At 72.9% G+C, this 14,339-nt stretch carries 10 protein-coding genes; 4 read left to right on the top strand and 6 right to left on the bottom strand.

The genetic code is table 11. From position 1 onward, the window contains the following. Nucleotides 1-10: 10 nt before the first annotated feature. Nucleotides 11-283: a mycoredoxin gene (locus HQQ88_RS12440; protein ID WP_123293947.1), complete on the top strand. Its 273-nt coding sequence runs from the start codon at nt 11-13 to the stop codon at nt 281-283. Nucleotides 284-415: 132 nt separating this feature from the next. Here the strand turns inward: HQQ88_RS12440 and HQQ88_RS12435 are convergent, their stop codons facing one another. Further along, entirely contained in the window at nt 416-2,542 is a 2,127-nt protein-coding gene (locus tag HQQ88_RS12435; protein ID WP_165901102.1) for a DEAD/DEAH box helicase, read from the bottom strand. A 623-nt stretch (nt 2,543-3,165) separates the two neighbouring features. Then, nucleotides 3,166-4,410, bottom strand: a complete 1,245-nt coding sequence (locus HQQ88_RS12430) for an aminoglycoside phosphotransferase family protein (protein WP_111084551.1) — start codon at nt 4,408-4,410, stop codon at nt 3,166-3,168. Between the two features lie 80 nt (nt 4,411-4,490). Between HQQ88_RS12430 and HQQ88_RS12425 the strand changes: the two genes are divergently transcribed. Then, a complete protein-coding gene (locus HQQ88_RS12425) occupies nt 4,491-5,564 on the top strand; it encodes an aromatic acid exporter family protein (protein WP_173169584.1) in 1,074 nt (357 codons plus the stop codon). Nucleotides 5,565-5,570: 6 nt separating this feature from the next. Here the strand turns inward: HQQ88_RS12425 and HQQ88_RS12420 are convergent, their stop codons facing one another. Beyond that, entirely contained in the window at nt 5,571-5,894 is a 324-nt protein-coding gene (locus HQQ88_RS12420; protein WP_123938834.1) for a hypothetical protein, read from the bottom strand. A gap of 225 nt (nt 5,895-6,119) precedes the next feature. Between HQQ88_RS12420 and HQQ88_RS12415 the strand changes: the two genes are divergently transcribed. Both HQQ88_RS12415 and HQQ88_RS12410 read left to right on the top strand, forming a co-directional pair. Then, on the top strand, nt 6,120-6,797 hold the full coding sequence (locus HQQ88_RS12415) for a response regulator transcription factor (protein WP_111084549.1): 678 nt from the start codon (nt 6,120-6,122) through the stop codon (nt 6,795-6,797). After that, nucleotides 6,794-8,305: a HAMP domain-containing sensor histidine kinase gene (locus tag HQQ88_RS12410; RefSeq protein WP_123293948.1), complete on the top strand. Its 1,512-nt coding sequence runs from the start codon at nt 6,794-6,796 to the stop codon at nt 8,303-8,305. The genes HQQ88_RS12415 and HQQ88_RS12410 overlap by 4 nt, the downstream gene beginning before the upstream one ends. A 35-nt stretch (nt 8,306-8,340) precedes the next feature. Here HQQ88_RS12410 and HQQ88_RS12405 read toward each other — a convergent pair whose 3' ends face one another. Genes HQQ88_RS12405 through HQQ88_RS12395 form a run of 3 tightly spaced genes read right to left on the bottom strand, consistent with a single transcriptional unit; the run spans nt 8,341 to nt 14,312 of the window. After that, nucleotides 8,341-11,766: an error-prone DNA polymerase gene (locus tag HQQ88_RS12405; RefSeq protein ID WP_173169583.1), complete on the bottom strand. Its 3,426-nt coding sequence runs from the start codon at nt 11,764-11,766 to the stop codon at nt 8,341-8,343. A gap of 22 nt (nt 11,767-11,788) precedes the next feature. Beyond that, nucleotides 11,789-13,417, bottom strand: coding sequence for a DNA polymerase Y family protein (locus tag HQQ88_RS12400; RefSeq protein ID WP_173169582.1), 1,629 nt, complete (start codon nt 13,415-13,417; stop codon nt 11,789-11,791). A gap of 34 nt (nt 13,418-13,451) precedes the next feature. Then, nucleotides 13,452-14,312: a hypothetical protein gene (locus tag HQQ88_RS12395; protein ID WP_123938836.1), complete on the bottom strand. Its 861-nt coding sequence runs from the start codon at nt 14,310-14,312 to the stop codon at nt 13,452-13,454. Nucleotides 14,313-14,339: the final 27 nt, after the last annotated feature.

The raw sequence follows: 14,339 nt of genomic DNA, 5'->3' as shown, positions 1-14,339 counted from the left end.
GCCTGGCGCCATGAGCGACACGATCACCCGCGAGCAGTTCACCCCCGAAGCCGGCGGCGTCACGATGTTCACGACCACGTGGTGCGGCTACTGCGCCCGGTTGAAGAACCAGATGACGAAGGCCGGCGTGCCCTTCACCGAGGTCGACATCGAGCAGACCCCGGGCACGGCGGAACTCGTCGCCGAGGTCAACGGCGGCAACCAGACCGTTCCGACGCTCGTGTTCCCCGACGGCAGCACCGCGACGAACCCGTCGCTGGCCGAGGTGCAGTCCCGCATCTGAGCGGCGAAGTACCGCACACACGCATCTGAGCGGCGGAGCCCCGCACAACCGAAGTCCGTCCGAACCGCGTGATCACGTGGTTCGGACGGACTTTGGTTGTGCTGAACGGGTGCGCGCCGCGCGACGCGGTCCCTAGCCCCCGAGCGCCTCGGTCAGCAGCGCGGCCATGGCGTCGAGCTGGATGTCGCCGGAGTCGACGAGTTCCTCGTCCGAGCCGTCGAGCGCGCGGGCGGCCAGGGACGCCTTCGAGTCGATGAGCTCGGCGATCTTGGTGTCGATCGTCTGCGCGGCGATGATGCGCCACGCGGTGACGGGCTCTTCCTGCCCGATGCGGTGCACCCGGTCGATCGCCTGGGTCTGCTCGGCGCTCGTCCACGACAGCTCGGCGAGCACGACGTTGGACGCCACCTGCAGGTTCAGGCCCACGCCGGCCGCGGTGAGCGAGCAGACGATCACGGCGACGTCGGGGTCGTTCACGAACGAGTCGATCTGCGCCGTGCGCTGCGTGGCCGTCTGGTCGCCGCGGATCGTGGCGGTGCGCAGGCCCCGTCGAGCGAAGACCTCTTCCGCCTGGTCCATCACGTCGAGGTGCTTCGCGAAGAACACGACCTTGCCGACGTTCGACGCGAGTTGCGCGGCGTAGTCCGCTGCGAGCTGGGCCTTGGCGCGACCGATGCGTCGGACCATCGAGAACACGTTCTCGCCGGTCGACGAGGCGTCCTGGTCCTCGAGCTCCCAGCGGGCGACCTGCCGGACGAGCTTGTGGTCGATGCCGACGACCGGGTCCTGCCCGGTGCGGGCGTCGAGCGCCTGGTGGTACCGGCGGACGAGCTTCGCGGTGAGCTCGCGCTCGGCGTCGCGGATGGAGCGGCCCTCGTCGCCGTCGAGCTCGACGGGGATGTCGGCGATCCGGCGGGCCGGGATGTCCGCGGCGACGTCGACCTTGCGGCGTCGGACGATGCCCTGGTCGATGACGGCACGACGGGCCTCGACGAAGAAGCCCTGGTCGGCGGGGGTCAGCCCGATCTCCTCGAGCTCGTTCATGAGCTTCGCGCGGGGCTTCTTGTCGTCGATCCAGCCGAGGTACTCCCAGATGGTGCGGAAGTCCTCGACCGAGTTGATGAGCGGGGTGCCCGTCAGCGCCATGAGCAGCGGTGCTGCGGTGCGCTGCCGGATGCGGTCGGCGATCTGGAGCACGAAGCGGGCGCGCTGCGAGTCCTTGTTCTTGATGAAGTGCGCCTCGTCGACGACCATGCCCTTGAAGCCGAAGCCCCCGAGCCAGCCGGCGTGCCGGTCGAGGATCTCGTAGTTCACGATGATGATGTCGGCGAACCCGTCGAGGTCGTTGCCGTCCCCGTGGATGACGGTGGCGCGGTGGTTCGGCACCCAGCGTTCGGCTTCGCGCGCCCAGTTCGTCTTGACGACGTTCGGCACGACGACGAGCAGCGGGAACGCGTTCGCGGCGTCGGCGGCGAGCAGCGACTGCGCCGTCTTGCCGAGGCCCGGCTCGTCGGCGAGCAGGAACGTGCGGTGCCCCTGCGACGCGGCGGCGACCAGTTCGGCCTGGTGCTTCATCAGCGTGGTGCCCGAGCGAGAGTGCAGCGAGGTCGGCTCGGGCAGCGGCATCGTCGCCGCTCCCCCGCCTGCGCCGTACTCGAACGACTTGAACAGCGGCCCGAAGAGCTCCCAGTTCGCCAGGCGACGCGGGTGCGCGACCGGCTGGTCGGCGAGTGCGAAGTCCGGCGGCAGGAACGGGTTGGCGAGCTGACGCTGCACGACCGCCTGCGGGGTGACCGCGCGCACCGGGGTCTCGGCGACCGGGGTGGGTTCCGCCGCGATGACGAGGTCCTCCGGCTGCAGCTCCATGCCGCCGGCGATCATCATGTCGCGCTTGACGGCGCGGGTCGCCTCGGAGACCTGCACCTCTTCTGCCAGCAGCTGGATGACGCTGGTGTCGCGGGCCGCGGTCTTCGCCAGGATCGTCGCGACGCCGTCGAGCCGCTTGAGCTGCTCGGCGCGCTGCGAGTCGGTGAGGTCGGTGTCGCCCTTCACCCGTGCGCGCTCCTCGCGCATGAGCAGTGCGACGGCCTGGAACTTCGTCCGGTTCGTCGCCTTGAGCGGTCCGCGCTGCGCCGCCGCCTCGACCTCGCGCACCGCGCGGGCGAGGACGGGGATCACGCCGTCGTTGTCCAGCGGCCTCGTCCGACGTGACGCGGTCCGCGTCCCGCCGGCAGCTCGCCGGGTGCCTGATCGAGCCAACGCTCCTCCTGTTCCGCCCACGCATCGGGGCGAGCCGCCCGTGGGGCGGAAGTCCTGCACCGGGGCCTGACACGGCTCCGGTTCGGCTGCGGGCCACCGTGGCCCACCGCATCGCCGGTCCCCGCTTCGGGACGTCCGGTGGAGTCCCGCGGACCGTTCCACCGCGAGCGCCTGCTCGGCGCCGGGTGCGACGGTCCGCGCCGGGATCCGGCGTCGTCACACGCACGTGACGCCCCCGCGGGGCGGTCACGGCCCGGTTCCCGCGTCGATCAAGTGATCGACGGCTGCGTCCGGAATCGACGCGGCACGCGGGAACGCGGTGCGTGCGCGCTCAGTTTACTCCCCGACCCCCGACAGAGGCGACTCCTCGTCGCCCGCGCGCGTCGCGCCTCCTGGAATGCCCCGCGTGACGGCCGGGAGGCACGGTGCGGGCCCGCCACGGGCCTCCCGTCCGACGCCGGTCGCGTCCACCCCGCCGACGCGACAGATCCCGGGTCCACACGCCGACCACCCCGCCAAAGCGACAGATCCCGGATCCCCACGCCGACCACCCCGCCAAAGCGACAGATTGCCGCCAACGTTCCGCGCAGATCTGTCGTTTTCGCGACGGGGGCCGCGAGCCGTCAGACGCGGGGCGCGGACCGCGGGCGGACCAGGCCGGCCGCCGGCAGGACCGGAGCAGCCTCGGCCAACGCGGCCCGCGTCGCCGCGAGGAGCTGCTCGGCGGTCTGGATGCCGTTCGCGGAGCCGGTGGTCGCCTGGCCGCCGGCGTGGGCGAGCAGCTGGGCACCGATGGCGGGCCCGATGCGGTCGGCCTCGCGCGGGTTGCGGGCGACCCAGTCGCGAGCGATCGCGTCGGCGAGGCGCTCGGCCGCGGCTCCGCGGTCGGCGTCTCCGCGCGATCGGTGCCAGAGGCCGGTGACGACCAGGTGGGCGACGACCGCCCCGATGTCGCGGACCGGGAAGCCCCACCCCGCGGTGTCGATGTCCAGCAGGCCGGAGATGCGCCAGGGCTCGTCCTCGTCGACGAAGACCTGCTCGAGGTGCAGGTCGCCGTGCACGACCTGCTTCGTCGCGCTCGTCCAGCCGATCGACCGGCGGCCGATGGCGTCGTACAGGCGGTCGATCTCGTCGGCGTCCTGCGGCAACGCGGCGATGAGCGTGCGGCGGTGCCAGTCGGCGTGGTCCATGGCGTCGGCACGGGCCTGCTGGGTCATCGGGACGGTCGCGACCCGACCGCTCAGGGCGGCCAGCGACGCGACGAACCGCGGGTCGTCGGCGATGTCGAGGATGCGACTGCCGGCCGGCACGCCGCGGATCCGCTCGAGCACGAGGAGCCCGTCGCCGCGACTGGACAGCACCCGGGGCACCGGCAGGCCCGCCGCCACGAACTGCTCGTGCGACTTCACGATCGGCGCGACCCGGTGCGGACGGACGATCTTCAGGAACAGAGTGCGCTCGGGGGCGTCCACCCGCACCACCGCACGCTTGCCCGGTCGGTACGCGGCCACAGTGAGCACCGGGTCGGTGACCGGCATGCCGAGCGTCGTCAGGAGCTCGGCGACCGCGTCGCGGTAGGTCACCTGCGGCAGCACCGGCAGACCCGGGTCGTTCGGGTACGCCCACACCGAGACGGGTTCGCCGGTCGCGGGATCGGTGACGATCGCACTGTTCTGGTCGTGCGCGCCGCCGGTGTCGACGTACGTCAGGACGGTGGCGCGCTGGCCGTTCCGGTCGACCGTGTCGACCTCGTAGCCGTACAGGTAGCCGTTGCCCGACGGCTCGACGGAGTGCGCCCGTGCGGCCACGACGGAGGTCCCGGAGCCGGCGAAGGCCTGCGGGATGACGCGCTCATGGTTGGGCCACACGACATCAGTCAACCGTGTCCGAACGTTTTCGTCGCGTTCGTGCACGGCTCGGCGTGCGGGCGGTGGCTAGCGTGGTCGAGGTGAACCCGGTCGCGCGTCTCCGCAGCTCCAGTCGCACGCCGTTCCTGCAGGTCGTGAAGACCGCGGTCGCGGTCGTCGCGGCGGTGCTGCTGTGCCGGCTGCTGATCCAGGGACCGTTCCCGACCTTCGCCGCGATCGCCGCGCTGCTCGTCGTGCAGCCGAGCATCAACCAGTCGTTCGTCAAGGGCCTCGAGCGGAGCGCCGGTGTCGTGCTCGGCGTGCTGCTCGCCACCGGGTTCCACCTGCTGCTCGGCGATTCGGTGTGGGTCGTCCTGCTCGTGGTCGTGCTCGCCATCCTCATCGCCTGGGTGCTCCGGCTGACCCCGACCTCGGCCACCCAGGTCAGCATCAGCGGGATGCTCGTGCTCACCGCGGGGGTCGTCACGCCGAACTACTCGGCCGACCGGATCCTCGAGACCGTGATCGGTGCGGTCGTCGCCCTCGTCGTGAACGCCCTGATCATCCCGCCGGTCCTGCTCGAGCCGGCGCACCTCGCCGTCGCCCGACTCGCCCGCGACACCGCAGTGGCCTTCGAACGCGTCGCGATCGGCCTGACCGAGGGGTGGGACCGCGACCGGTGGCAGGACGCCCTGGTGCGGGCCCGCGCGCTCCGTCAGCAGCACGCGAAGACCGAGGCATCCCTCAACGCGGCCCGCGAGTCGCTGACGATGAACCCGCGCGGCGGCCGGCACCGCACCATCCTCGACCGCGACGTCGCCATCACCGAGCACCTGCGCGTCCTGGTCACGCGCGTCACCGGCATGACCCGGGCGATCCACGACAACACCGCACCAGACCTGCGCGCCGATCCGGTGGTCGGCGGCATCGCGACCGAGGTGGCCCGGATCGGCTCGGACGTCCGCGCGCTGAGCGCACGGGTCGAGTCGACGCGGCTGGACCCGTCGTTCGCCGCGGGTGCCGGTCGGGACGATGCCCGGGTGGCGACCGCCGAACCCGCGCTGACCGCGCCGATGGAGATCGTGCAACCGAACTCACGGCACTGGGTGCTCATCGGCGCCCTGCTCGAGGACGTCCGACGCGTGCGCGAGGAGCTGCTCGGCGAGGACGACTGACGCCGGTCAGCGCGTGGCGCGCGCGGCTTCGGCCGCCGTCTGCACGACGTCGTCCCAGATCACCGCGGCCGGCACGGCGGGATCGGTGCCGGGCACGCCCACGTCGGCGAACCGGCTGATCTCCGCGACGACGGCCTCGGTGCCGACTTCGCGCGCCGCGCGGCTCGCCACGTCGGGGACGGCCGTCCGCAGTTCGGCGACCACGCGGTCGCGGCGGACGCCCTCCATCTGGCCGAGTGCGCCGATGCCCTTCCACGCGGCATCGAGCTCCGCGCGGAGACGGACGATGGCCGGGTGGTCGACGGACGCGTGGTCGATCGGGTCGTTCATGGTGCCCCCTGGTGCAACGGACCGCCCTTCGGGTAAGCGCTGTCCGCCAGGTGATCCTACCAATGAAGCAAGAAGTCCTCATGTCCCTAGAACGCGGGACAGACCGTTCTGCCCGGTGGCCTGGCAGCCACGGTACCCGCTCCTGTGACGAGATTCAGTGAGTTCGGCCCGGGCATCGACCCTCCGCGCCCGTTCGATGCCACGATGGGTCCGAGGAGGTCCACTATGCGGCTGTTGGTGGTCGAGGACGACGACGAGATGCGTGCCCTGATGGAGCGCGGTCTCGCTGCCGAGGGGTACCGCGTGACGGCGGTGGAGAACGGGGTCGAGGCGCTCATCGCCCTCGGCGAGCAGGCGTTCGACCTGGCCGTCGTGGACGTGATGATGCCCGGCATGTCCGGGTTCGAGCTCGCACGACGCATCCGCGAGCGCGAGGACCCCGTGCGGATCCTGCTCGTCACCGCGCGCGATGCCGTGGACGACCGCGTGTTCGGCCTCGACGCCGGCGCGGACGACTACCTCACCAAGCCGTTCGCGTTCGCCGAGCTCACCGCCCGGCTCCGCGCCCTCGGTCGCCGCGAGTCCGCCGGGGCACCCCGCACGATCGAGGTCGGCGACGTGTCGATCGACTCCGAGGCCCGTCGCATCTCGATCAAGGGCCAGCGCGTCGCCGTCAGCCCGACCGAGTTCGCGCTGCTTCGCCTGCTGGCGCGCTCCGCCGGCAGCGTGGTCGACCGGCCGAAGATCCTCGAAGAGGTCTGGGACGGCTCGCAGCACGTCGACCCGAACGTCGTCGAGCAGTACATCTCGTACCTCCGCAAGAAGCTCGTCGCTCATGAGGCCACCGTCGCGATCGCCACCGTGCGCGGCCGCGGGTACCGCCTGGATCTGCTCGGGGCGTGAGCGGGGCCTCCGCTCGCCCGGGGCCGGACCGCCCACGACGCGGTCTGGTCCGCCCCCTGCGCCTGCTGTCGCTGCGGGCACGGATCACGATCGGCTCGACGGCGATCGCCGCGGTCGTGATCGTGCTGCTCGTGCTGGTGATGCGGTTCCAGGTGGTCAGCGTCGTCGCGAGTGCGACCCGCACCCTGTTGGACGCCGACGCCGACCCGTACGTCGCCACGCTCGAGGTGGACAGCGATCCCGACCTGTCCCCGCCGGGCAACGCGCAGCTCGTCGCCGTGGTCTCACCGTCCGGCGACATCGTGCTCTCGACGATGCCCACCCGGGTGGAGAGCGCTCTCGGCAGCCTGACCTCCACTCCGGCCGGCACCTCGATCATCCGGGTGTCCGGGTCCGAGTACCGCGTGGTCGTCGAACACCCCGTGAACCAGGCCGGCCGGTGGACGGTCGTCGCCGCCCGGAACTCGCAGGCCGAGGCGATCGTGGTCGACGACCTCACCTCGACCCTGTCGCTCACCGGCGTCGCGATCCTGCTCGCCTTCGGCGTCGCTTCGTGGATCCTGGCGACCGCGGCACTCCGTCCCGTCAACCGGATGCGCCGTGAGGCCGAGCGGCTGTCGGTCGCGCCCGAACGGGCCGAGCTGCCCGTCGGCCCCGCGCAGGACGAACTCGCGTCCCTCGCCACGACCCTCAACGCCTTCCTCGCCCGCACGCGCCAGGCCACCGAGCGGGAACGACAGATGGTGTCCGACGCCAGCCACGAGCTCCGCACACCGCTTGCCATCCTCACCACCCAGCTCGACCTGGCGTCGCTCGACGGTGACGACGCCGCCGCCCTGGCTGCCCACATCGAGCGCGCCAAGCACAGCGTCGCCCGGCTCTCCCGGTTGGCGAACGACCTGCTCGCGCTGTCGCGGATCGAGGAGTCCGAACGGCGGGAACAGGACGGCGACCAGCGCCCGGAGACCGCCTGGTCCGACCTCGGTGACGAGGTCATGGCGGCCGTCGACCGGGTCCGGCTCATCGCATCGGCCAAGGACGTCACCGTCGACTTCGACCTCGAGGCCCCGGTGGCCGTCGGTGGCTCCGGGCCCGGCATCGGCGGTGGGACCCACGAACCCCGCTACCGGCTCGACACCGGTGGCATGGCGCAGCTCGTCACGAACATCGCGGGCAACGCGGTGTCGGCGCTCCCCCGCGGTGGCGGCATCTTCGTGTCCTGGCGCAGCACCGGCGGCGAGGGCGTCCTGCAGGTCACCGACGACGGCCCCGGTGTCCCCGAGTCGTTCATCCCGGTGGCGTTCGACCGGTTCACCCGACCGGACGAGGCCCGGAAGTCGCGCCCGAACCCCGATCCGGCCACCGGTGCGATCGCCCTGCCGGGTGGATCCGGGCTGGGGCTCGCGATCGTCCGTGCGGTGGCCGAACGTGCCGGCGGGACGGCGTCGCTGCGGAACGTGCGCTCCGGCGGACTCGAGGTCACGGTGCGACTGCCCGAGGTCGAGTAGCCGCGCACCCGCTCCGCGCCCGTCGCCCGCGACCACTACTGGAAGTCCCGCGACCGCGTGCGCACGGACAGCGACAGGTGCTCGATCCGGTCAGCCACCAGGTTGACCACGCCGTCGGGCGACCGCTCGAGGATGCCGCGGACGATCACCGCCGGGGATTCCCGGGCGACCCGGCGGTAGCGGCCCCACACCCCGACGCTGCAGATGACGTTGACCAGCCCGGTCTCGTCCTCGACGTTCATGAACGTGATACCCGATGCCGTCGCCGGACGCTGCCGGTGCGTGACGATCCCGCCGATCTCGACCCGCCGCCCGGTCTCGGCCGTCGCGGTGTCCTGCACGCTGAGCACCCGGCGAGCGGCGAGCCGGTCGCGCACGTGCCGGACGGGGTGGTCGTCGGTCGTCATGCCCGTCGACCACATGTCGGCGATCAGGACGTCGCCGCTCGTCATCTGCCCGAACAGCGGCGGTTGGACGACGACCTGCGTGTCCGGCAGCTGGTCGGCGCGCTCCGCAGCGGCCTGCGCCGCCGACCACATCGCCCCGCGGCGGTCGATGTCGAACGGGGCGAAGGCGTCGGCGGCGGCGAGCGCCTCGAGCTGCGCCGTCGTCAGCCCCACCCGGCGGGCCAGGTCGGACATGTCGACGAAGGGACCGTTCGCGTCACGCTCGGCGACGATCTTCTCGGCGCTCTTCCGGCTGAGCGAGGCGACCTCGGCGAGTCCGAGCCGGACCGCGAACGCGCCGTCGCGGCGGTGCCGTGCGGTGTCGTCGGGCAGTGCCTTGTCGAAGGGCAGCACCGGCGGCTGCTCGGTGTGCAGGCAGGCGTCGTCACCGCACGGGGGCACCACCTGGTCGTCGCCGAGCGGTTCGAGCGTGGCGTCGACACCCGAGCGGAGGATGTCCGGTCGGAGCACCTGGACGCCGTGCCGACGGGCGTCGGCGACCAGGGTCTGCGGTGAGTAGAACCCCATCGGCTGCGCCCGGAGCAGCGCGGCCAGGAACGCCCCCGGGTAGTGCAGGCGCATCCAGGCGCTCGCGTAGACGATCAGGGCGAAGCTGATCGAGTGGCTCTCCGCGAAGCCGAAGTTCGCGAACGCCTGGATCTTCGCGTAGATCGCGTCGGCGTCCTCGCCGTGGATGCCGTTGTCCGACATGCCCGCGTAGAGCTTGTCGCGCAGCCGGTCGATCTTCTCGTGGCCGCGCTTCGACCCCATCGCCCGCCGGAGCAGGTCGGCGTCGTCGCCCGAGCAGTTGCCGACCGCGATCGCCATCTGCATGAGCTGCTCCTGGAACAGCGGCACGCCGAGGGTGCGTTCGAGCACCGGTTCGAGCGACGGGTGGATGTAGGTGATCGGCTCCTCGCCGGTCCGACGCCGGATGTAGGGGTGCACGGCACCGCCCTGGATCGGGCCGGGGCGGACGAGGGCGACCTCGATCACCAGGTCGTAGAACCGTCGTGGGAGCAGCCGGGGCAGGGTGCCCATCTGCGCGCGGGACTCCACCTGGAACACCCCGATGGTGTCGGCTCGGCAGAGCTGGTCGTAGACGCCCTGTTCCTCCTTCGGCATGGAGTGCATCTCCCAGCGTTCCCCGCAGTGCTCCGCCGCCAGGTCGAACGAGTACTGCAGCGCCGCGAGCATGCCGAGGCCGAGCATGTCGAACTTCACGAGCCCCATGAAGGCGCAGTCGTCCTTGTCCCACTGCAGCACCGTGCGGCCGTCCATCCGCGCGTGCTCGATCGGCACGACCTCGCCCACCGGCCGGTCGGTGAGCACCATGCCGCCCGAGTGGATGCCGAGGTGGCGTGGGAAGCCCAGGACGTCGCTCGCCAGCCCGACGACCGCCGGCGGGATGTCGTGGTCCTGGCTCTCGGTCACCGAGCCCCACCGTTCGACCTGCTTCGACCAGGCGTCCTGCTGCCCCGGGCTGTGGCCGAGGGCCTTCGCCATGTCGCGGACGGCACCCTTCGGGCGGTACGTGATGACGTTCGCGACCTGGGCGGCGTTGTACCGGCCGTACTTCTCGTAGACGTACTGGATCACCTCTTCGCGGCGGTCCGAGTCGAAGTCGACGTCGATGTCGGGTTCTTCGTCGCGCATCGCCGACAGGAACCGCTCGAACGGCAGGCCGTAGCGGATCGAGTCCACCGCGGTGATCTCGAGCAGGTAGCAGACCGCGGAGTTCGCGGCGGAGCCCCGCCCCTGGCAGAGGATCCCCCGGCCGCGGGCGTACTGCACCATGTCGCGCACGATCAGGAAGTAGCCGGGGAAGTTCTTGTCCTCGATCACCGCGAGCTCGCGTTCGATGCGCTCGCGCTTCTGCGGGTCCACGCCGTCGGCGCTGCCGGGGTAGAGCCGACGGGCACCCTTCCAGGTGAGCTCCCGCAACCAGGACATCGCGGTGTGGCCGTCCGGCACGTCGAGGTCGGGCAGCCCGGGCTTGACCGTGCGCAGGCGGAACCCGAGTTCGTCGGCCAGCGCGACGGTGTTCCCGATCGCCCCCGGGTACCGCCCGAACCGCCGGGTCATCTCGGCGCCGGAGCGCAGGTGCGCGGTGTCGGCGGCCGGCAGCCACCCGTCGATCTCGTCGAGGCTGCGCCGGGCCCGGACCGCGGCCAGCGCCGTCGCCACCGGGAACCGGTCGGGGGTGGCGTAGTGGACGTTGCCGGTCGCGACCAGGGGCAGCGTGTACCGCTCGGCGAGGGTCGCGAGCACGTCGTTCCGCGCACTGTCGAGCGGGTCGCCGTGGTCGAGGAGCTCCACCACGACGTTGCTGCGCCCGAAGCGGTCGAGCAGCACGCGCAGCGCGGTCTCCGCCGCGGACTCCCCACCCTGCTCGAGCGCCTGCCGGACGGTGCCCTTCCGGCACCCGGTGAGCACCCGCCAGTGTCCGTCGGCCCGTCCCGCGAGCTCGTCGAGGTCGTAGCGCGGGCTGCCCTTCTCGGACCCGGCCGCGAGGTGCGCACTCGTCACCGCGCCCGCGAGCCGGTGGTAGCCGTCCTGCCCGTCGGCGAGCAGGAGCAGGTGGGAGCCCTCGGGATCGGGGACGCCGTTCTGCGGTTCGGTCAGGCCCAGCGAGAGCTCGGTGCCGTAGACGGTGCCGACCTGCGGGTACGCCTCGGCGACCTCGGCCATCCGGGCGGCACCGTAGAAGCCGTCGTGGTCGGTGAGGGCGAGGGCGTGCAGGCGCAGCCGTGCGGCTTCCTCGAACAGTTGCTCGGGCTGGCTGGCGCCGTCGAGGAAGCTGAAGGCCGAGTGCGCGTGCAGCTCGGCGTACGGCACGACCGGAGGGCCGTCGTCCGCAGCCGCCGGCTGGTCCGTGGGCACGTACGGCTCGCGCTTGCGCGACCACGCCGGGCTGTCCCCGCCGTCGCCGGCCTTCGCCGTCCCCGGACTGCGCTTGTCCGACAGGGCGCGCTCGAACTGCGACCACGGCACGGGTGGGTTGCTGTAGCCCATCAGGTCCTGCTCCTGGATCGGTTCACGTGGCGATCGCCTCCGCCCACCACCGGTGGTCGGCCAGCACCAGGTACCAGGCACGGCCCTCGGCGTCGACGAGCTGCAGTCGGTGCAGTCGTCGGCCGCCGGACTCCCACCACCGCACGACGAGCGGCCAGGGGCCCGCCCAGGCCGTGACGGGTGCGAACCCGCCGCCCCGGTCCCCCTCGGCGCGGAAGCGTTCGGGCGCGCCGGACAGCACGCCGCGGTCGTCGACGTCGACGCTCGCGCCGTCGCCGGAGACCACGTCGACCGGCCGGGGACGCTCGAGGACGGTGGCGGGCGGCGGCCCGGGCAGTTTGCCGGGCCACGGTCGGTCGCGCACGGTGGCCAGGGCACGCTCGCCGCCGGGCGGGGCGTCGCCCCACGGCACGAGCACCACCCGCTCGGACAGGGTCCGACCACCACCGACTCGCGGGCTCACCACCCCGTCGTGCCCGACCATGCCCTGGATCCGCGCCAGCCCGTGGTGAACGCGCTCGTCCGGCCCGGAGCCCCAGAGTCCGCGTTCGTGGTTCGCCATGTCGTCGACGGCGACCGGCTCGAGCACGACCGAGGTGACGGGGGCCTCGAGCCCGGTCGGGTCGACCCCGCCGGCGAGCTGCCACCGCACCCGGTCGACGACGTCGGCGGCGTCGAACCACCGGGGGTGCGCCCACGTGCGTTCGAGCAGGATGTCCCGCTCGTCGACGATCCCCACCCGGATGGTCGTCGCGACCAGCCCCGCGGCGCGGAGGCGTGCGGCGAAGTCGTCGGCGGAGCGCCGGAACGCGAACGCGATCTGGTCGGCACGGTCGAGCGGGGGTTCGAAGGCGGCCTCGATCCGGAGCTCGGGCGGGATCGCGCGTGCCGAGATCTCCCGTGGGTCGCGTCCGCCGGCCAGCCGGTGCAGGAACGCCCCGGCGACCCCGAACCGGTCGCGGACCTGCTCGTCACTGAGCGACGCGAACGCGCCCAGCGTGGTGATGCCGAGCCGGTCGAGCACCGTCGCGAGCTCGGGGTCGCCGAGCGCACCGAGGGGCAGGGCCGCCAGGAAGTCCGACGAGCCGGAGACCGGCACGATCCGTACCCGTTCGCCGGGACGCACCGGCCGGGCCCGTGCTGCCTGCTCCGCCGCGAACGGGGTGTCCGCCACACCGGCCCGCACCGCCGGGGCACCGTGGTCGGCCGCGATCCCCGCCAGGGTCGCCGCGGCCGCCCGCTCGCCGCCGTAGTACCGCGCCGGTCCCCGGGCACGCAGGGCGAGGGTGCCGGGCCGCAGTACCTCGACCCCGGGGACGGCGGCCTCGACCGCGCGGATGACGGGTTCGAACGCGCGGTGGTCGAGGGCGTCGTCGTAGGGCTGCACGACGAGCTCCGGACAGCGCGCCTGTGCCTCGCGCACCCGGAGGCCCCGGACGACGCCGTGCTGCCGTGCGGACGCGGAGCTCGCGAACACCAGGCCCTTCGCGACCACGGCGAAGGGCTGCTCCGGCGGTGCCCCGGCCGCGCGGGCTGCCGCGATCACCGGCCAGTCCGGGCACCAGAGCACGATGGTCCGGGTCGGCGGCGGCTCGGGCAGCGCCCCGCCGCGGGCGATCGCGTCGGCCCGGACACGCCCAGGCGCGATCACGACGCCACCGCCACGCACAGCAGCACTCCGGCGATCACGACGCCACCGCCACGGGTCGCAGCACCCGGGTGTCGCCGGACCCCACCGACGGCACGGGGGTCGCCGTCCGGACCGTGCCGTCGGCCGCGGGCAGGAGCAGTTCGGCGCTGGTGGGGCGCACCGCACCCGCACGACCGGTCGCCGTCACGGTGGCGCGACGCTCGGTCAGGTGCCCGTGGCCCTGACCGATGCCGCTCCACACCGACGACGTGATCCGCAGCGTGACGTCCGCGCCTGGCCAGGACCCGAGCGCGACGAGGGCCCCGCCGCGTTGCCGGAGCCGGGCCGACAGGCGGGCGACGTCGCCCGGTACCACCCGGCCGAGCGGTCGGGTGAGGACGATCTGGGCGACGTCCGCCATCGCCGCGGTCACCGCGAGCCACTGGTCGCCCGGATCGGGGACGAGCACGAGCCGCTCGAGGTCGATCCCCGCGGCGGCCGCGGCCTCGATCCCGAAGGACGGCACCCCGACGACCGCGCACCACGCACCGGACGCCGAGGCCGCCTGCAGCATGGTGATCGCGAGCAGCACCGACTCGGGGACGGCGTAGGTGCCACCGACCCGGATCGCACCGCCGGGCAGCAGCGGCTCGAGAGCGGAGGCGGTCGGGAGCCCAGCGGTGTCGACACGGGTGGACTCCATGTCGGTGACCCGGGACCGCAGGGACGTGATGCGGTCGAGCGCCGCCCGGGCGTCACCGAGGTGGTCCGCAGCGCCCGCGCCGCCCCCACGCGCAGCACCTGCGCCCGCGCGCGCAGCACCCGAACCCCCGCGCGCAGCACCGCCCCGCCCGACCCGGTCCGGGCCGGGCGACCGGAGTGCCGCCGCCGTCTGCATGCCCTCATATTCGAACATGTGTTCGATGATGTCAATCGCGTCCGA

It is taken from the genome of Curtobacterium sp. VKM Ac-2861 (assembly GCF_013204965.1).
Classification (GTDB): domain Bacteria; phylum Actinomycetota; class Actinomycetes; order Actinomycetales; family Microbacteriaceae; genus Curtobacterium.
This window is presented reverse-complemented; position numbering and strand designations above follow the sequence as displayed.

Excerpts from the sequence above, each read along its gene's own strand:
- HQQ88_RS12420 (WP_123938834.1), bottom strand. The coding sequence starts at position 5,894 with ATGAACGACCCGATCGACCACGCGTCCGTCGACCACCCGGCCATCGTC.
- HQQ88_RS12405 (WP_173169583.1), bottom strand. The coding sequence starts at position 11,766 with ATGGGCTACAGCAACCCACCCGTGCCGTGGTCGCAGTTCGAGCGCGCC.
- HQQ88_RS12395 (WP_123938836.1), bottom strand. The coding sequence starts at position 14,312 with ATGTTCGAATATGAGGGCATGCAGACGGCGGCGGCACTCCGGTCGCCC.
- HQQ88_RS12440 (WP_123293947.1), top strand. The coding sequence starts at position 11 with ATGAGCGACACGATCACCCGCGAGCAGTTCACCCCCGAAGCCGGCGGC.
- HQQ88_RS12415 (WP_111084549.1), top strand. The coding sequence starts at position 6,120 with ATGCGGCTGTTGGTGGTCGAGGACGACGACGAGATGCGTGCCCTGATG.